This window comes from Micromonospora sp. RTP1Z1, from assembly GCF_033804685.1.
In the GTDB taxonomy this organism is placed as follows: Bacteria; Actinomycetota; Actinomycetes; order Mycobacteriales; family Micromonosporaceae; genus Micromonospora.
In genome coordinates, this window is record NZ_JAPFQV010000097.1 from 1 (window position 1) to 18026 (window position 18026).

Genomic DNA, 18026 nt, shown 5'->3' on the forward strand with positions numbered 1-18026 from the left:
CGACGCCCCTGCCAGTGACGTGCAGGAACGGGGCCACCCGGAACCGGTCGACGGATCCTCAGCAGGACAACATCGTCGGTCAGGCGGTGAGTCAGACCAGACCGGGTGACCCCACCCCTACATCCTCCCTGTCAGGCGGGGGTGAGGACGGATTCCTTGAGGAGGCGGCGGGCGAGGACCACGCGGTCGGCGTCGTCGTCGAGGGCGGGGAGGTCGCCGACGCGGGTGACCTCGCCGGTGAGGACGGCGCGCAGGGCCGGCTCGCAGGTGCCGGGCAGGGTGATGGTGCGGTCGAACAGGCGCAGCGCCACCTTCCCGTCGCCGGTCGGGGTGAGCTGCCAGTGCAGGCCGGCGCGGGGCGTCACCCGACTGTCGGCGTCCAGGGCGGCCAGGGCGGCGGCCTGGGCGAGCGGGCGGATCGGCGCGGGTCGGGCGGCCAGCCAGACCCGGTTGCGCAGCCGGGCGGCGATCGCGGCGGGGTCGGCCCGCAGCAGCCAGTCACGCAGCGCCTCGACCGTCTCGGTCAGCTCCGGCTCGATCGCGTCCGGGTCGGCGACGTCGGTGCCGAAGGGCAGCCCGGCACGCAGGCGGGCGTCCTCGGCGGCGAGCGCGAGCAGCTCCTCGACCATGGCGTACCGGGTCAGCGCCCGGATGCCGACGGTCAGGTGCAGTGAGCCGGACTCCTGCGCCTGGGCGCTGTGCAGCCAGCCGCGGGGCAGGTAGAGCGCGTCGCCCGGTTCGAGCACCACGTCCAGCGCGGCCGTCCCCTCGGCGGTGGCGGAGACCTCGTCGGCCCGTCCGCCCCAGGGCTGCTTCTCCAGCGGATCGGGCAGCACCGGCGGGTGGATCCGCCAGTGCTTGTGGCCGTCGACCTGGAGCACGAACACGTCGTGGGTGTCGTAGTGGGTGGCGAAGCCCTGGCTGCCGGCCGGAGTCAGGTAGGCGTTCACCTGCAACGGCTGCCGCAGCGCCGTGCCGAGGTCCAGGGCGAAGTCGACCAGCGCCGGCCAGATCCGGTGCAGGCCCTGGAGGACCAGGGTCGCGCCGGCGGCATACAGCTCCAGGACCTTCTCGTCGAGGACCTGGTCGCCGATCTCGGCGCCCGCGCCGCCACCGCCGGTGTAGCGCGCCGCCGGTACCAGCTGGCCGTCCTTGGCCACCCGCAGGAACGGGGTACGCAGACCGCGCCGGCTGAGCAGCTCGTCGGCGTCGGCGGGGCTGAGCAGGTCGGTGAAGCCGCGCGGGTTCGGCAGCTCGGCGGCCCGGGAGAGCAGCGGCGCGCTGCCCCAGTGGGCGGCGGCGAACTTCGCCGGTTCCACCGAGATGCAGCGGGCGAGGGCGGCGTTGGCGGAAGACGGAACCGCCGGACGGCCATGGCCGCCCGGCGGGTCGATGTGCGTCACGACGATCCGTCAGCCGGCGCTGCCGTCGGCGCCGCCGTCCCGCTGGCCAGGGGTCGCGCCACCGTCGGCCGGACCCTCGGCGCCACCGTCCGCGCCACCGTCCTGCTGACCCGGGGTCGCCCCACCGTCGGCCGGACCCTCAGCGCCACGGTCGGCCCCTTGGTCGGCGCCACGCTCCGCGCCACGGTCCGCGCCACCGTCGGCACCACCGTCCTGGTGACCCGTGGTCGCACCGCCGTCGGCCGGGCCTTCGAGGCCGCCGCCGCTGCTGGTCTGCATGTCGTCATCGTTGAGTGCCATGGGTGCTCCCTCGGGTGTGCCGCCCCGTCGTCCGTCGGGGTTTCGTCGTGGAGCGGGTGGTACCCCACGTGCGATCTTCTCTAACCACACGGTAGACGTCGGCGCCCGGCGACACGGACGGTTCGCCGGGGCCCACCCGGGCTCACCCGTTGCGGCAGGTCACGCCGTTGAGATTGAAGGTCGACGTCTAGTTCAACAACCACCCCGGCGGCGCGGCGATCGTCGACGCGGTGGCCGTCGCCTCGCTGGCCCGCCGGGCCGGCCTGCCGGTGAGCCGGACATCGACGGCCCGCCCCACCGGGGTGGAGCGGGCCGGGACGGCGGCGGTCAGGGAATCATCCGGCTCAGGTCCTTCGGCATCTGCGACTTGACGTCCTGCCACTCGCCCTGGGTGACGTGCTGGCGCAGGGTGTCCAGGACCACCTGCACCACCCGCTCCGTGCCGCCCTCCACGTCGTACGGGAAGCCCTGGCGGACCTCGTAGAGGAAGTCGTCCCGGTTCAGCTTGATCGGCACGTTCTCCGGCTGCCACCCCTCGAAGTAGATGCCGCGGACCAGCACCGGCAACTGCTGGGCGAACTCCACGCTCTGCTGCACCGGCAGCCGGTCGCGCAGCAGGTGCAGCACCGTGCGCAACGCCGCGTACGACTGGTTGCGCTGCGCCTTCGGCCAGCCGTACGCCTGCTCGATGTCCTTGAGGATCAGGTTCGTCTTGTCCAATGAGGACTCGACCGCGGAAATCAGCTGCTCAGCCATCTGCCCACCCCCGTGCGTCGGTTTCCCAGCGTCGGTCGTCGGTGCGGCGCGGCGGCCCGGTGGGCCCCCGCCAGAGCCGGGTCGGGCTGAACCGACCGGGCCGCTCGCCACGCCGGGGCGGGTCGGATCTCCCGACCACGTGCAGCACCCCGCCGCGGCGCGCATCCGCTACCACCCGCACCGTCATGGCCCACCTCCTGTCGGCCTCGCGGTCGCGTCGGTCGACGGACCGCACACACCGCCCATGCTGCGGGAAGGCCGGGTGAGCGGACCTCACCCGCACGGGGTGAATCAGTCCACGGCGAGGAGTGCCTGCAACTGCTGGCCGTTGCGCTGTGCATAGTCCCGATAGCAGTTGTTCATCAGCACATGCGTCTGCTCGGTGTCGTCGGCCAGCTCGCGCAGCTTCGGCGCCCAGTCCCGCAGCTCCCGCTCGGAGTACTCGTAGCCGAACTTCTCGTGGATGTCCCGGCTCGTCCACTTGTCGCTGTGCCCGTGGAAGCGGACCACCGCCAGGTCCGAGGTCGCCGCCAGCACCGGCGGCACGGACGACCGGTGCCCCTGCGGCATGTCGACGCAGACGTACGCCAGGTGATGCTTGCGCAGGAAGCCCAGCGTCTCGTCCCGGTTGGCGCCGTCGAACCAGGACGCGTGCCGGAACTCGAAGGCGGGGCGCAGCGGGGCGCACCGCTTCGTCACCTCGAGCAGGTACTGCTTGTTGTCCCGCTTGATGGTGAACCAGGGCGGGAACTGGAACAGCAGCGCGCCGAGCCGGTCCGCCCCGACCAGCGGGTCCAGGGCGGACAGGAAGCGGGTCCAGACCTCCTCGTACGCCTGCGGCGGCAGGTCGTCCGGGTAGACGTTCTTCTTGTCCGTCTCCGGGCGCAGGTCCTTGTAGAGCGCGCCGACCCGGGTCGGATGCCCGGTCAGCAGGCTGAACGCCTTGACGTTGAAGGTGAAACCGGACGGGGTGCGGGCCGCCCACAGCTGCGCCGTCCGCTCCGCGGGCGGCGAGTAGTAGGTGGCGTCCACCTCGACCAGCGGGAACTGTCGAGCGTAGTACGCCAGCCGCTTCTCCGGCGTGTCCGCGGTCTGCGGGTACCAGCCGGAGTCGAGCAGCGTCCGGTCGGTCCACGAGGCGGTGCCCACCTTGATCTCGCCCATGGGTGGAGTCCACCGCCCGTCGGACCGACCGGCAACTCGGGCGGGCGCTCAGGCCGCCCGCCGCTCCCGGGTCTGCTTGCAGGCCACACAGGAGGTCGCCGACGGGAAGATCTCCAGCCGCTCCACCGGAATCGGCGCGGAGCACCCCTCGCAGAACCCGTAGGTGCCCTCGTCGAGCCGGGTCAGCGCGTGCTCGAACTGCGCGCGGCGGTCGAGGATGGTGCGCAGCAGGGACTGCGCGGTGTCCCGCTCGGCGGTCTTGGTGCCGCTGTCGGCCTGGTCGTCGCCGGCGGTGTCGCCGACCTCGACCAGGCGCAGCACCTGGCTCTGCAGCACGGCCTGGTCGTACTCGGCGGTCAGCTCGTCGTAGCGCGACCGCAGGGACTGCCGGATCTGGTCGATCTCCGCCTGGGACCGGCCCGTGGCTACCGTGTCGTGGACGAGCATCGCTGCCTGCCTTTCGTGGGGCCTCACATCGATCCGGGGCGGTGTCACGCCCCGGACGTGTCCGTCGGTGGCCCGGGTGACATCACCCGTGCTCTGTGAGCCGGGCGATTACCCGCACCTGGAAAGGATCAAACCGACGACTTTTCCGCCCGCCGACGTCCCCGTCGTCCGGTTCGCGGGGGCCGGCCCGCTCCATCCGCTCAGCCGGGTTCCCCGGGCTCGACCATGGCCGGGTGGCGGGGGTCGTCGACCCGGACCACCACGTCGGCGAAGGAGGCCGGAGCGACCTCGTCGGCGTACCGGGTGAAGGCCGGCAGCGTCCAGCGCAGCGCCGGGTCGGTACGCCGGGCCAGCGCGGCCGGGGACAGCGCCAGGTGCACGGTGACGTCGAAGGGCAGCCCGCCGCCGAGCAGCAGCGCCCCGCTGACCAGCACCACGCCACCGGGCGGCAGCTCGACGTACCCCGCCCGGCTGGCCCGGTCGGTGCCGGCGTCCCAGAGCGACGGGAGCAGCCGGCCCGACCCGTCCGCGCCGGCCGGGTCGAGCACCTCCCGGCGCAGCCCGGTCTCATCGACCCAGCTCTCGTAGTAGGCGTCGGGATTGGTCCGGCCGTGTTCCAGCCGTACCGAGGCGGGGCGGAGGAAGTCGGCGGCGAGCACGTGCAGCGCCGGGCGCCCGGCGGCGCGCAGCGGGTCGACCAGCGCCGCGGCCAGCGCGTCGGCGCCGGCGGCCGGTGGACCGTCGACGGCCACCCGGAGCCGGCCCGGCGCGGGGGTGCCGGCGAGCCGGTCGGTCAGCTCGGCGACGAGTCGTTCGGGCGTGATCGGACGGACGCGCATCCGACCATGGTGCCCGGCCGGCCAGATGGCCGGCGACGGACCGGGCCGGCTCAGCCGGTGCGGTCGATGGTGACCCGGGCGTCGTCGGCGAGCCGGTACCCGACGCCGTAGACGGTGGTGACCAGGGGGACCTCCACGCCGACCTTGCCGCGCAGCCGGCGGACGTGCACGTCCACCGTGCGGACGCCCGCGTGCTCGTAACCCCAGACCGCGTTGAGCAGCTGCAGCCGGGTGAAGACGCGGCGCGGGTGGGCGACCAGGTGCAGCAGCAGGTCGAACTCCAGTCGGGTCAGCGGCAGCGACTCGTCGTCGCGCAGCACCGAGCGGGAGGCGGCCAGGATGTGCAGGGTCGGGATGGTCGGCGCGAGGGGACGGGACGGGGACCGGCCGGCCGGCACCGGGTCGGGGCGGCGTTCCACCGGGCCGGTGCCGCTGGAGATGACCGCGTCGCCGCGTTCCAGCATCTCCCGGGCGGCCTCCAGCAGCCGGCGGGCGGGTGCGGTCAGGGACTCCTCGCAGGCGAGCGGGATGGACAGGGTCACGGTGAGCACGGGTGCGGCCGTGTTCGCCGGGCGACGCTGGCCGCCAGGGGGGCGACCGGGAACCGCGGGTTGGGACGTATGCCATCCGGCGCGCGACGAGGCGGGGCTGACCGACATGGTCCTCCTTGGCTGGTCCGGGTATCTCCCCACGGCCCGGGACGCCGCTTCATCGATGCTTCCCGGCGCCTGTGCGAGGGTCAAGGGGCGGCCACGTTGCATGAATGTGACAATTGACGAACACATCGCAGCCACCCGCTCGCTCTCCGTGCGAGGCCAGATGATTACAGCAGAGCCGCCGGCATGATCGGTTACGGGGGGTCCCCGGGCGGTTCACATTGGCCGGTGGCACCGCGGGGCCGCTGGTCACGGCCGGGACGACGCGCGGACGCCGGGTGCCCGGGACCGTGGCTCCGGCCCCGGGCACCCGGCGCGACGGGTGGCGCGTCCCCGTCGGCTCAGTGCTCCCGGTCCACCAGCACCCGCGCCTCGTCGGCGAGCCGGTAGCCCACGCCGTACACGGTGGTCACCAGCGGGGTGTCGGCGCCGAGCTTGGCACGCAGCCGCCGTACGTGGACGTCCACGGTGCGCGCCACCGCGTGCTCGTAGCCCCAGACGTTGGCGAGCAGTTGCCGGCGGGTGAAGACCCGGCGCGGGTGCTCGGCGAGGAAGAGCAGCAGGTCGTACTCGATCCGGGTCAGCGGGATCCCCCGCGGGCCGTGGCGGACGATCCGGGGGCCGGCCAGGATCCGAACGGTGTCCGGATCGGTCTCCGCGGCCGGCGCGGCGACGGCGACCACCTCGGGATGGGCCGGCGCGGGTCGCCCGGCGGGCGCGTCGACGGGATCGGCGGCCCGCGGCCAGCCTGCGCGGGCGGGGCCCGGGACCGGGTGGCGGAGCACCCCCTCCCCCGTCTCGGCCAGCTCGCCGAGCAGGTCGACCAGGCGGGCCAGGCCGGGCGTCAGCGCACCGGCGCCGATCTCGACGGTGATGGTCAGGGTCGGGGCGGTGCGGGGCCGGGGCGGCGTGGTCCGGTCGGGACGGCCGGGCCGGTGCGGACGCGGGGAGATGGCGACGACGGACATGGGGCCTCCTGAGCTGGCGGTCGCGCTCGCCACGCCGGATACGGCGCGGCGGTCAGCGGGGCGCCCGGCCGGCGGTGACCGGGGGCGCGGCGGACGAGGGGCGGTGCGGCGGGGTGGGGCCGAGAGTGGGCAGCCCGGCGATGCGCCAGGCGGCGAACCCGCCGACCACGTCGGTGGCCCGGTGCAGGCCGAGTTCCTGGAGGGCGGCGGCGGCCAGCGAGGAGGTGTAGCCCTCCTGACAGAGGATCACCACCGGCACGTCGTAGTCGACGGCCTGGGGCAGCCGGGCCGGACAGCGCGGGTCGAACCGCCACTCGAGCACGTTGCGTTCCACGGCGAGGGCGCCGGGGACGGTGCCGTGCCCGGCCCGCTGGCCGGCCGGCCGGATGTCGACCAGCAACGCCCCCGACCGGTACGCGAGGTGGGCCTGCTCGGGGTCGAGCCGGCGCAGCCGGGCGCGGGCGGCGGCGAGGATCTCATCGATGCCGCGGGAGCCGGGTGGTGGGACCGGACAGCTGTCGGTACGGGTCTGGGTGTGCGGCATCGTCGCGTCCTTCCAGGCGGATGTCGGGTCTGCGGGTGGATGCGGTCGCGCGCCGGACGGGCTCACCACGCCACCCCGGCCTCGGCCACGTCCGCGATCAGGAGCTGCCCGCCGACGAGCCGGTAGCGGGTCATCCGGCGCAGCGTGGGCCGGTAGACGTGCACGCTGACCGCTGGCTGGTCGCCGCGGTTGGTCACGACGTGCACGTGTCGGGCGCCGAAGCGCCGGCCGGCGCCCGCGGCCAGCCGGTGCGGGCGCAGCCGGCCGCCGCTGACCGTCTCCTCGGTGAGGGTGCCGGCGACGACCAGGAAGGCGCCCGAGGAGCCGCCGTGGTCGTGCAGGTCGGTGCCCTGCCCGGGCAGCCAGCTCAGCGCCCAGACCTCGTGGTCGGGCCCGGCCGCGAGCCGTGCGTACCACCGCTGCGCCCGGTCGAAGCGCAGCGGGACCGGCCAACCGGCGGGATCCGCGTATCGGGCGGCGACGGCGAGCAGGTCGGCGGGGGGTGCGCTGGTCATGGGCGGGTCGTCCTCACGGGTGCGGAGCGGCGCGTGCCCCTCCACCATAGAAGGCAAACCCTATAGGGTTAGTAGGCAATACCGAATGCTGGGATGGCGGCGGCCGCCGCGTGGGCCGGTCAGCGCAGCAGCGGCGGGTCCACCCGATAGCCGGGCACCGACGGCCAGCGCACCGTCAGCACCACCGACTCCCGCTCCGCGTACCAGGAATGGTCGACGCCCCGGCCCCACACCACGTAGTCGCCGGGCGTGCCGAGCACCACCGTGCGGTCCGGCAGCTCCACCCGGAACCGACCGCTGATCAGCACCAGCAGCGCGGTGCGGCGCTCGCCGGTCGCCCATCGGGACCGGGCCTCCCCCGCCGGGTGCACGCCCCACTTCACCTCGACCTCGGCGCTGTGCCGGACGTCCCCCGGCGGCTTGAAGTGGCCGAGCAGCCAGCCGGCGTCGGTGGCCCCGTCAACGCCCGCGTTGCCGACGTACACCGAATCGTCCATCCGTCCCTCCCGCGCGCCGGGCTGGCAAGCTACCAGGCGGGGCCGGTCGGGGTCCCACTAACCTGGACAGATGACCGACGATCTCGACGCGGAGACGCTCGCCTTCGCGCACCGGATGTTCGACCTGACGCGCGGCGGGGCGACCGAGGAGCTGGCCGAGTACGTCGACGCCGGCCTGCCGGTCAACATGACCAACGACAAGGGCGACACGCTGCTGCTCGACGCCGGCGCCGACCCGGACCACGGCAACCCCTCGGCGGTGGAGACGGCCCACTTCTTCGACCTGCCCGAGATGCTGGCGGCGCTCGGCCGGAGCTGACCCACTGGCCGACGCGCCGACCGCCGGGGCGGTATACAGGGTCGGTGGAGGATCCCGTACCCGAGCAGATGCGCACGGCGGTCAGCGACCTGATGGCGGCGCTCGACGAGTCGGGCCGGAGGCGCGCCGGCCACGCCTTCGACGACGAGGCGGCCCGGCGATGGCTGGAGTACCGGCCCCGACCCCGACCCGGCGTGCCCCTCGCCGACCTCGACGTGTCGGCCCGCAAGGCGGCGCACCGGCTCCTCGCCACCGCGCTGAGCCCGCCGGCGTACGCGCAGGCGATGGCGATCATCGCCTTGGAGGAGGTGCTCGACCGGGCGGAGGGCTGGCTGCGCGGCCGGCACAGCGGCGACTACTGGGTGGCCCTCTTCGGCGACCCCGCCGACGACCGGTGGGGCTGGCGGATCGAGGGGCACCACCTCTCGGTGACCATGACCGTGGTCGACGACCAGGTCTCCCCCGCCCCGCTCTTCTTCGGCGCCAACCCGGCTACGGTCCGGCACGCCGGCCGGCCGGTCTCCCGGCCGCTGGGCGCCGAGGAGGACCTGGCCCGGGAGCTGCTGGACGCGCTCGGGCCGGCGGGCCGGGCCGCGGCGATCGTGGCGGACGAGGCGCCCACCGACATCATCAGCGCCACCCGGCCGACCGCGCGTGGCCGGCTCGACCCGCTCGGGGTGCCCCGGAACCGGCTCACGCCGACCGGCCGGGCGCTGCTCGACCGGCTCGTCGCCCTCTACCTCGACCGGCTCCCGCCTGAGCTGGCCGGCCGGGAGGCCGACCGACTCGACGGCGGGGAGCTGCACTTCGCCTGGGCGGGCCCGACTGGGCCGGGACAGCGGCACTACTACCGCGTCCAGGCCGACGACCTACTGATCGAGTACGACAACACGACCGACGACGGCAACCACGCGCACACCGTCCTGCGCCGCCCGGCCAGCGACTTCGGCGCCGACGTCCTCGCCGCCCACCACGCCACCGCCCACTGACCCACCCACCCCACGCCTGCCATGCGGGAGGCGGTGCGGGCGGTCAGGGGTGGCGGGCCTCGATGAGGAAGCGTTGGGCGTGGGCGACGAAGCGGCCCTCGGCGCGGATGCGGTCGTGCAGGCGGCGCAGCTCGTGGCGGTAGCGATCGACGGTGAAACCCGGCACGGTCCAGATCACCTTGCGCAGGAAGTACACCACGGCGGCGATGTCGTAAAAGACCGTCCGCAGGGTGGCCGTACGCAGGTCGACGACCTCCAGTCCGGCGGCCCGGGCGGCGGCGACCGCCTGCGCGGGGTGGCGGGTGGCGGGCGGCGGCAGCGGGCCGAGGATCGCCTCGCTCAACTCGCGGACCGTGCCCGCCCCGATCTGCTGGGACAGGTAGCTCCCGCCGGGGCGGAGCACCCGGGCGATCTCGTCCCACCGGGTGTCCACCGGATGCCGGCTCGTGACGAGGTCGAACGAGTCGTCCCGGAACGGCAGCGGGGACATCCCGGCCAGCCAGACCACGGTGGCGCCGACCCGGCGCAGCGTACGGCGGGCGACCTCGACGTTCGGCGGCCAGGCCTCGGTGGCGACCAGCAGCCCTGGCGGCGTGGGCGTCTCGGCGAGCACCTCTCCCCCGCCGGTGTCGATGTCCAGCGCGGCGGCGGTGGTGGCCATCCGGGCGCCGACCAGCCGGGCGTAGCCCCACGGCGGGCGTTCCTCGGTGGCCCGCCCGGCCAGCCAGGAGAAGTCCCAGCCGTCGACCGGCACGCCGGCCCCCTCGGCGACCAGGTCCTCGAATGCACGGTCCGCGCCCACCCGGCGAGCCTGCCCCTGCCCACCACGCCACAGCAACACAGTTTGGACATTCTGATCAGCTCCGGCAGCGCCAGTCACGTGGCCTCAGCGAGGAAGGTGCTGGTGGAGGCGCAGAGCGCCGCGACGCAGGCGACTACGACAGGATGGAGGCCCGCGCCCTTTCGGTAGGTGGTGTACGTGCGGCGGCGAATGGCCAACGGGTGGAACCGAACCCGCGGAAGCGGCTGCGTGACGGCGAGCTGTGGCACGAGGGCAGCTCCCTGGCCGGCGGCCACCAGGGCGAGCACGGCCGTGAAGTCGTCGGCCTGGTGGCGCACCGACGGACGGAAGCCTGCCGTCTGGCAGGCCTGCACGGCGACGGCATGGCACAGCGTTCCAGGGCTGCCCACGATCCAGTCCGCGTCGCGGGCGTCCTGAATGGGGTCGCCGGCCGTGCCGACTTCCCAGTCGGCCGGCACGGCGAGGAACACGGTCTCCTCCAGCAGGGGGGCCGATTCGAGCGCCGGGTCGGGGGTGACCGGCGCGATGTCGTAGTCGTGCAGGAGTGCGACGTCGAGCCGTCGATCGCGCAGCGCGGCGGGCATCGCGATCGGGTCCAACTCGGTGACCATGAGGTCGAGTGCGGGGTGGTCGCGCGCCAGTGCGACCAGGGCCGCCGGTAGCAGGGTACGCACGGCGGTGGGATAGGCACCGATACGTACCGACCCGTGCAAGCCGGTGCGGGCGGCCGCCAGTGTCGCGTCCGCGGCCTCCAGCGCAGCAAGAACTGCCTCGGTGTGCATGACGAGGGCGACCGCGGTGGAGGTGAGGCTCACCCTCCGACCGGCTCGTACCAGCAACCGGACCCCTGCCTCCCGCTGGAGCGTGGCCAACTGTTGTGAGACGGCGGACGGGGTGTAGGCATGGGCTTCGGCGACTGCGGCGATGGTGCCAAGGCGGGCCAAGTCCCGAAGCAGGCGCAGACGTCGTACGTCAAGCATCAGCTGAGCTTACGTATGTGTTGAGAAATCGGAACTGGTCCTTCACCATTAGTTGGGGGAGGGTGGAGACATGACCTTCACCGGCCTGTACGTCCCGATGATCACGCCGTTCGACGCTTCCGGCTCCGTCGCCCTCGACGCGCTGGCCAGCCTCGCCCACCAGGCCATGGATGCCGGAGCTGCAGGGCTGGTCGCGCTCGGCACGACCGGGGAGCCCACCACACTCAGCGAGACGGAGCAACGGGAGGTACTCGACGTCCTCACCTCGGTGAGCCGTGAGCGCAGAGCCCGGCTGCTGGTCGGCGCCAACAGCATCGAGGCCCTGCGCGCACTGGACAAACGCCCCGACGTCACAGCAGCTCTCTGCCTGGTGCCTCCCTTCCTCCGCCCTGGAGGCGCAGGCGTCCTCGCCCACTTCACGCACCTAACGCAGGCCAGGCCGGTGCCGCTGGTCGCTTACCACGTCCCGTACCGCACCGGCCAGCAGCTCTCCGCCGACGACCTACGGCGTCTCGCCGACCTGACAGGCATCGTGGGGATCAAGCACGCTGTCGGCGGGATCGACACCGACACCATCGACTTCCTCGCCGACATCCGGCCTGGCTTCGCGGTCCTCGGCGGGGAGGATCAGTTCATCTCCCCCCTGCTCGCGCTCGGCGCGCACGGCGGCATCCTGGCCTCTGCGCACGTCGCCACCGCCGATTTCGTCCAGCTGATCGAACTCTGGCATGACGACGACCCCGCTCGTGCGCGAGCACTCGGTCACAAACTCGCCGCCCTGTCGGCAGCGTTGTTCGCCGAGCCCAACCCGGCGGTGATCAAATCGGTTCTTCACGCGCAGGGCCGCATCCCGACCCCTGCGGTGCGGCTGCCGCTGCTGCCCGCCGGCGCCGAAGCCACGCGGGCGGCGCTTCAGCGCCTCGACGACCTGGTGAGCGTGCCGAGGTGACGGTGGACGGCGACGGCGCGGGGGACTGGCGGCCGATGGTGCGCGACCTGATTCACCGCACAGAGCGAGAACTGCTGACCGTGCTTGACGGGCTGGCCCCGGAATTGATCGACGAACTGCCCGAACCCGGCACCAACTCGGTCGGGCGGCTGCTGTGGCACCTGACGCGCAGCGACGACCGCAACGTGAGCGAACTGCTCAGCGGGTTACTGGAGCGCCGTCACGGGCGGGCGGTCAGGCCGGCGGGCGGATGATCTCCACGGTGGACCCGGGGAGGTCGCCGAGCGCGCCGAAGCCGCTCGGCTCGACGCGGCCCCGGTCGAACTGGCGCATCAGCCGGGCGCCGAGCCAGACCCCGACCGCGCCCACGGCCAGGGCGACCAGCTCGGTGGCGAGCAGCACGCCGGTGGCGCCGCGCTGCGGCGAGTGGGCCCGGATCAGGCAGGCGAGCAGGAACAGCCCCGCCATCGCGGCGTTGACCAGGTTGAAGGTCACCGCCGTACGGCGGGTCCGGCCGGCCCGGACGTCCCACAGGTCGACCATCCCGGCGACGGCGGCGAGGGCGGCCGCGACCAGCGCGGCGACCGCGCTCCAGTAGCCCACCTCGCCGAGGAAGGCGGGGCCGCCGGCGACGTCCGCCAGGTCGAACACCGCGGCACTGACGAAGAGCCCGAACGGAAACGTCACCAGCATCGGTTGGATGGGGTGCCCCTGCACCCGCAGTCGGCTCTCCATCGGTTCCTCCCCAGGATCGGTGCAGCTCGCCAGTCCAGAGTGCTACCCGACCGCCAATGGGGCGAAACGAACGCCGTTCAGCTCTCCCGGGGACGGGAGACGGTGATCACCAACCGCTCGGCCACCTCGCGCAGCGGTATGTCCAACGAGGCGGCGGCGCTGCGGAGCACGTCCAGCGCCTCCGGGGCCGGGCAGCCGCGCTGGGTCATGATCACCCCGATGGCCTGCCCGACGACCCCCTCCTCCAGCAGGGTGGAGTCCAGCTGACCGGCCTTCGCCGCCTGCCGGGCCCGGTCCCGGACCGCGGCCAGGAGCAGCCCGGCGTGCTCGGCGAGGAGCATCGCGGTGAGCTGGTGCCGGGTGGTCAGCCCCTCCGCCGACCCGGCGTACAGGTTGATCGCGCCGATCACCTGCTCGTCCACGTCGACCGGCGCGGAGATCACCCCGCGTACGCCCAGCCCACGGGCCCGGCCGGTCCAGGCCGGCCAGCGCGACTCCTGGTCCACGTCCTCGGCGATGACCATCTCGCGACGCCGGATGGCGCTCATCGCCGGCGAGTCCGGACCGTGCCGCAGGTCGTCCAGCTCCGCCAGCCGGGGATCCGACGCCGCCACCCCCGCCGGCTCGCCGGCCCGCAGCGCGGTGAACCCGCAGCAGGCCACCCCCGGTACCGCGTCCCGGGTGATCCGGACCAACTGGTCCAGCGCCTCGTCGAAGTCCGTGACCGCGATCAGGCCGGCGGTCAGCTCCCTCAGCAGGGCCGCGGTCTCCAGCACGCCCAGCGTGTCGATGGTCGACCCCCGCGTGTCCAGGTTCACCGGCTCACGGTCCCCGCCACCGGAGCGTCCGACCACGCGGTGTCCCCGTCCGGCGCCATTGCCTGTGTCATCCCTTGTCTCTCCCTGATTCGAAGCCCCGGGCTACTACCCTCGCAAACCAGGATCGAAACCGTGCAAAGGGGTCCCTTCCGCGCGACCCGCGCGCCGGAAGGGACCCCTTGTGACGCTCAGCGGGAACCGGAGATGAGCCGCCGCCCGACGGAGGCGATCAACCGGTCCAGCTCCGAGCCGAACGGGTTGTCGTGCACCAGGTACGTCCAGGTGGCGCTCGGCCGGAGCAGCTTGGAGGCGTCCGACTCCCAGCCCTCGTCGAACTCGGTCTCCTCGAAGGTGGCGATGGTCCGCGTCTCGATCTCGGGGACCAACGCGTTGAACGCCGGCACGGCGCTGCGGTGGAACTCGTCCAGCGGGTCGAGCCGGCCCAGCGCGCGCAGGTGCACGCCCTCCCGGACCTCGGAGAGCTCGGCCAGGTGGTCGGCCCAGAGCCGGTCCAGGTGGTAGAGGGCGATCGACCGGGCCGCGTCGGCGAACACGTCCTCGTCCATCTCGCCGGCCTTCTCCGGCACCCGCTCCAGCAGCATCAGCGCGGCGATGTCGCTGGTGAGCAGCCGCTCGCGCCGCTCGGCGAGAGCCTTGCGCTGCTGCTCGATCACCACGCTGTAGCGCCAGGTGTTGCGGTGGATCTCGTGATTGACGCCCTCGGCGACCCGCTGGGCGTGCTCCACCGCGTAGTCCACCTGCGGGTCGGTGACCAGGCCGTCGGCGTTCATCCGCGGCGACGCCGGGATGGCGTCGCCGGCGTGCCGGACCACCAGGTCGTCCTCCAGGCTGACGCAGAAGACCGACCCGCCCGGGTCGCCCTGCCGGCCGGCCCGTCCGCGCAGCTGGTCGTCGACCCGGCGGCTGTCGTGCCGGCCACTGCCGATCACGTACAGGCCGCCCAGCTCGGCCACCCGCTCCTGGTCGGTCTGGTCGCTGCCGCCGAGCCGGATGTCGACACCCCGACCGGCCATCTGGGTGGAGACGGTGACCGCGCCGTACGCGCCGGCCTCGGCGATGATCGTCGCCTCCTCGTCGTCGTTCTTGGCGTTCAGCACCACGCAGGGCACCCCGGCGGCGTGCAGCCCCGCGGCCAGCCCCTCGGACTCCTTCACGTCCAGGGTCCCGACCAGCACCGGCCGGCCCTGCTCGTGGCAGCGCCTGATCTCGTCGATCAGCGCCTCCTCCTTCTCGGCCCGGGTGGCGTAGATCCGGTCCGGCTCGTCCTCGCGGACGCACGGCGTGTTCGGCGGGATCACCGCCACCTCGAGGCCGAAGAACTCCCGCAGCTGGTCGCCGACGAGCACCGCGGTCGCGGTCATCCCGCAGACCTTCGGGTAGAGCGCGATGTACGCCTGGACGGCGATCGTGCCGAGCACCTCACCCTCGGCGGTGGCGTCCAGGCCCTCCTTCGCCTCGACCGCCGCCTGCAGCCCGTCCGGCCAACGGCGGCGCTGGGCCACCCGGCCACGCATCTCGTCGATCAGCTCGACCGAGCCGTCCCGGACGATGTAGTCCACGTCGCTGTGCAGCAGGGCGTGGGCGTGCAGCGCCACGTTCACCGCGGAGAGCTGCCCGACGTGCTCCTCGTCGTACAGGTCGATGCCGCCGAGCTTGGCCTCGATCGTGGCCAGCCCGGCCGCGGTGAAGGCGACGCTCCGGCCGTCCTCGGCGACGGCGTAGTGCTTGCCCTTGCGCAGCCCGCGCACCAGCGCGGCGGCGGCGTGCACCGGGTCCTGCTCGCCGGGGACCGCGCCGGCGAGGACCATCGGCACCCGGGCCTCGTCGATCAGGATGGAGTCGGCCTCGTCGACGATGGCGGTCCGCAGCGGCTGCTGGACCCGGTCGTCGATGTCGGTGACGAGCTGGTCGCGCAGGTAGTCGAAGCCGGCCTCGCTGACCGCGACGTAGGTGACGTCGCAGGCGTACGCGGCGCGCCGCTCCTGCGGGGTGGACGCCTCGTTGACCCAGCCGACGGTGAGCCCGAGCAGGGTGTAGACCGGCTCCATCCACTCGGCGTCGCGGCGGGCCAGGTAGTCGTTGACGGTGAGCACGTGCACGGGGCCATTGCCCATCCGCACGTGCCCGTACGCGGCGATGGTGGCGGTGAGCGTCTTGCCCTCACCGGTGGCCATCTCGGCGACCTTGCCGGAGAGCAGCGCCATCGCGCCGAGCAGCTGCACGTCGTACGGCCGCTGGTCGAGCCCGCGGCGGGCGGCCTCCCGGCCGATCGCGCAGATCTCCTCGTACCCGGAGGCGGTGCCGGCGGCCTCGGTCAGCTCGGCGTCGTCGAGCCCCTGCAGCTCCTCCTCGCGCGCCTCGATGGCCGGCAGCAGCTTCTCCAGCGGGGCCAGCTCGACCGTCGTTCCCGGCCGCTGGAGGAACCGCCGGAACCTGCTCTTGAACCGTTGCGACACACCCATGAGCGGCAACGGTACGCGAACCGAAGCCGATTGTGCGGCCCGGCCGCTCCGGGATCGTCGGGGTGTCCGGATTCGGCGACATCCGCCCGGATCAGGCCCTTTGTCGGGGTCAACTCACCAGGAGCTGTTGGGCGGCCAGTTCGCGGTAGAGCGGGCTGGTCCCGGTCAGCTCGTCGTGGGTGCCGACAGCGACCACCCGGCCGCCGTCGAGGACCACGATCTGGTCGGCGTCCACGACGGTGGAGAGGCGGTGCGCCACTATCAACAGGGTGCGCCGGACCGCCACCGCGTCGATGGCCCGGCGCAGCGCCGCCTCGTTGCGGGCGTCGAGGTTGCTGGTCGGCTCGTCGAGCAGGAGCACCGGCGGCCCCGCCAGCAGCGTCCGGGCGATGGCCAGGCGCTGCCGCTCACCACCGGAGAGCAGCACGCCGCCCTCGCCGACCTGCACGCCCAACCCCTCGGGCGCGCGCTCGGCCAGGTGCCCCAGGTTGACCTCGTCGAGAACGGCCCGGAGTCGGTCGTCCGGGGCATCCGGGGCCGTGATCAGCAGGTTCTCCCGGAGCGTGCCGGCCAGCACCGGGGCCTCCTGCTCGACGTACCCGAGCCGGGCCCGCAGCGCGTCGCGGGGCAGGTCGCGCACGTCCACCCCGTCCAGGCGCAGCGCGCCCCCGGTGACCTCGTAGAAGCGTTCGACCAGCGCGAGCAGGGTCGACTTGCCGGCGCCGGAGGGGCCGACCAGAGCCGTCCGGGTGCCGGCCGGCACGGTGAAGCTCACCCCCTGCAGCACGGGCGGCCCGCCCGGATAGCCGAACCCGACCCGGTCGAACTCGATCGCCGCCGGCCCGCCGGCCGCCGGGGCCGCCACCGGCCGGCCCCGTCGGTCCTCGGCCCCCTCCACCGGTACGGCGAGGATCTCCTCGATCCGGGCGAGGGCGCCCAGCCCGCTCTGCAGCTGGGTGTACGCGTGCACCGCCTGCCCAAGCGGCAGCACCAGGAAGAACAGGAACATCACGAAGGCGACAAGGTCGCCGACGCTGATCGCCCCGGCGGCCACCCGGGCCCCGCCGACGGCCAGGACGAGCAGGAAGGCGCCCTGGATGGTGACCGTGCTGACCGGGCCGACCAACGCCTGCACCCGGGCCACCCGCAGTCCCGCCGCGTACGCCTCGGCGGCGCTGCCGGCGACGGTGTCCGCCTCCCGCGCCTCCGCCCGGCTGGCTCGGATGGTGCGGGCGGCCGAGATGGCCCGCTCGACGGCGGAGGTCATCTCGCCGACGCGTTCCTGGGCCCGGCGGGCCAGTCCGCGTACCCGGCGGGCGACGGTGAGGGCGAACCCGATGCCGACCCCGACGGCGGCCAGCGTCACCCCGAACAGCGGCGGGTCGAGCAGCAGCATCGCCGTCCCTGCGCCCAGCACCATCACGGCCCCGGTGACGGTCTCGAAGAGCCCGGAGGTGACCACCGCCCGCAGCAGGGTGGTGTCCGAGCCGACCCGGGAGAGCAGGTCACCGGTGCGGCGGCGGTCGTACTCGGCGATCGGCAGCCGCAGCAGGTGCCCGGCGAGCCGGCGGCGGGTGCCCAGCACGAGCCCCTCCGCGGTGCGCTGCAGCAGGTAGTCGCGGAGGCCGCCGACCGCGGCGCCGGCCACCACCAGGGCCACCAGCGCGGCGACGAGCCCGACGACCGGCCGGGCGGCGGTGATCCGGTCCAGCACCGCCCGGATGAGCAGGGGCTGCCCGAGGGAGGCCCCTACGCCGGCCAACGACAGCGCGCCCACCACGGCGAGGGTGCCGCGGTGGGCGCGCAGGTACGGCAGCAGGGCGGCGAGCCCGGGCGGGCGGGCGGGTTCCGGCCGAAGGGCG

21 protein-coding genes are annotated in these 18026 nt (G+C 73.8%); 4 read left to right on the forward strand and 17 right to left on the reverse strand.

What is annotated here, in order from left to right:
- Positions 1 to 131: 131 nt before the first annotated feature.
- The 11 genes from SLP03_RS29870 to SLP03_RS29920 form a co-directional block, all read right to left on the reverse strand.
- The gene (locus SLP03_RS29870; RefSeq protein ID WP_319463990.1) at positions 132 to 1403 is read right to left on the reverse strand and encodes a cupin domain-containing protein; all 1272 of its coding nucleotides are present in this window, start codon (positions 1401 to 1403) and stop codon (positions 132 to 134) included.
- Positions 1404 to 1412: 9 nt separating this feature from the next.
- A complete protein-coding gene (locus SLP03_RS29875; RefSeq protein WP_319463991.1) occupies positions 1413 to 1703 on the reverse strand; it encodes a hypothetical protein in 291 nt (96 codons plus the stop codon).
- Between the two features lie 327 nt (positions 1704 to 2030).
- Entirely contained in the window at positions 2031 to 2459 is a 429-nt protein-coding gene (locus SLP03_RS29880) for a DUF2267 domain-containing protein (protein WP_319463992.1), read from the reverse strand.
- Positions 2460 to 2750: 291 nt separating this feature from the next.
- Positions 2751 to 3623, reverse strand: coding sequence for a DUF72 domain-containing protein (locus SLP03_RS29885; RefSeq protein ID WP_319463993.1), 873 nt, complete (start codon positions 3621 to 3623; stop codon positions 2751 to 2753).
- Between the two features lie 48 nt (positions 3624 to 3671).
- Positions 3672 to 4070 (reverse strand): TraR/DksA family transcriptional regulator, encoded by a 399-nt coding sequence (locus SLP03_RS29890; protein ID WP_089014814.1) that lies wholly within the window; start codon positions 4068 to 4070, stop codon positions 3672 to 3674.
- A 200-nt stretch (positions 4071 to 4270) separates the two neighbouring features.
- On the reverse strand, positions 4271 to 4909 hold the full coding sequence (locus SLP03_RS29895) for a uridine kinase (protein WP_319463994.1): 639 nt from the start codon (positions 4907 to 4909) through the stop codon (positions 4271 to 4273).
- Between the two features lie 50 nt (positions 4910 to 4959).
- Positions 4960 to 5568, reverse strand: a complete 609-nt coding sequence (locus SLP03_RS29900; RefSeq protein ID WP_319463995.1) for a winged helix-turn-helix domain-containing protein — start codon at positions 5566 to 5568, stop codon at positions 4960 to 4962.
- 338 nt (positions 5569 to 5906) lie between these two features.
- A complete protein-coding gene (locus tag SLP03_RS29905; protein WP_319463996.1) occupies positions 5907 to 6533 on the reverse strand; it encodes a winged helix-turn-helix domain-containing protein in 627 nt (208 codons plus the stop codon).
- Between the two features lie 52 nt (positions 6534 to 6585).
- On the reverse strand, positions 6586 to 7077 hold the full coding sequence (locus SLP03_RS29910; RefSeq protein WP_319463997.1) for a rhodanese-like domain-containing protein: 492 nt from the start codon (positions 7075 to 7077) through the stop codon (positions 6586 to 6588).
- Positions 7078 to 7139: 62 nt separating this feature from the next.
- A complete protein-coding gene (locus SLP03_RS29915) occupies positions 7140 to 7592 on the reverse strand; it encodes a cysteine dioxygenase family protein (protein ID WP_319463998.1) in 453 nt (150 codons plus the stop codon).
- A 119-nt stretch (positions 7593 to 7711) separates the two neighbouring features.
- Positions 7712 to 8089, reverse strand: a complete 378-nt coding sequence (locus SLP03_RS29920; RefSeq protein WP_319463999.1) for a signal peptidase I — start codon at positions 8087 to 8089, stop codon at positions 7712 to 7714.
- A 70-nt stretch (positions 8090 to 8159) separates the two neighbouring features.
- Here SLP03_RS29920 and SLP03_RS29925 point away from each other — a divergent pair, with 70 nt between their 5' ends.
- On the forward strand, positions 8160 to 8408 hold the full coding sequence (locus tag SLP03_RS29925; RefSeq protein WP_319464000.1) for a hypothetical protein: 249 nt from the start codon (positions 8160 to 8162) through the stop codon (positions 8406 to 8408).
- Positions 8409 to 8476: 68 nt separating this feature from the next.
- Positions 8477 to 9397 (forward strand): DUF3500 domain-containing protein, encoded by a 921-nt coding sequence (locus tag SLP03_RS29930; protein ID WP_413644765.1) that lies wholly within the window; start codon positions 8477 to 8479, stop codon positions 9395 to 9397.
- Positions 9398 to 9440: 43 nt separating this feature from the next.
- Here the strand turns inward: SLP03_RS29930 and SLP03_RS29935 are convergent, their stop codons facing one another.
- On the reverse strand, positions 9441 to 10199 hold the full coding sequence (locus SLP03_RS29935) for a class I SAM-dependent methyltransferase (protein ID WP_319464002.1): 759 nt from the start codon (positions 10197 to 10199) through the stop codon (positions 9441 to 9443).
- Positions 10200 to 10273: 74 nt separating this feature from the next.
- Positions 10274 to 11179 (reverse strand): LysR family transcriptional regulator, encoded by a 906-nt coding sequence (locus SLP03_RS29940; protein WP_319464003.1) that lies wholly within the window; start codon positions 11177 to 11179, stop codon positions 10274 to 10276.
- Positions 11180 to 11249: 70 nt separating this feature from the next.
- Between SLP03_RS29940 and SLP03_RS29945 the strand changes: the two genes are divergently transcribed.
- Together SLP03_RS29945 and SLP03_RS29950 are read left to right on the forward strand one after the other, a co-directional pair.
- Positions 11250 to 12128 carry a dihydrodipicolinate synthase family protein gene (locus tag SLP03_RS29945; protein ID WP_319464004.1) on the forward strand — a complete coding sequence of 293 codons (879 nt, stop codon included), beginning with the start codon at positions 11250 to 11252 and terminating at the stop codon, positions 12126 to 12128.
- Positions 12125 to 12382 (forward strand): hypothetical protein, encoded by a 258-nt coding sequence (locus SLP03_RS29950; RefSeq protein ID WP_319464005.1) that lies wholly within the window; start codon positions 12125 to 12127, stop codon positions 12380 to 12382. The genes SLP03_RS29945 and SLP03_RS29950 overlap by 4 nt, the downstream gene beginning before the upstream one ends.
- Here the strand turns inward: SLP03_RS29950 and SLP03_RS29955 are convergent.
- The 4 genes from SLP03_RS29955 to SLP03_RS29970 all read right to left on the reverse strand — a co-directional run.
- Complete coding sequence (locus SLP03_RS29955) at positions 12363 to 12863, reverse strand: DUF2231 domain-containing protein (protein WP_319464006.1); 501 nt, start codon at positions 12861 to 12863, stop codon at positions 12363 to 12365. The two genes, SLP03_RS29950 and SLP03_RS29955, sit on opposite strands and share 20 nt — an antisense overlap.
- Before the next feature lie 77 nt (positions 12864 to 12940).
- Positions 12941 to 13681, reverse strand: a complete 741-nt coding sequence (locus tag SLP03_RS29960; RefSeq protein ID WP_319464007.1) for a GAF and ANTAR domain-containing protein — start codon at positions 13679 to 13681, stop codon at positions 12941 to 12943.
- Between the two features lie 188 nt (positions 13682 to 13869).
- Positions 13870 to 16164, reverse strand: coding sequence for an accessory Sec system translocase SecA2 (gene secA2 / locus SLP03_RS29965; protein ID WP_319464008.1), 2295 nt, complete (start codon positions 16162 to 16164; stop codon positions 13870 to 13872).
- A 109-nt stretch (positions 16165 to 16273) separates the two neighbouring features.
- A partial coding sequence (locus SLP03_RS29970) for an ABC transporter ATP-binding protein (RefSeq protein ID WP_319464009.1) occupies positions 16274 to 18026 on the reverse strand: 1753 nt, incomplete at its 5' end.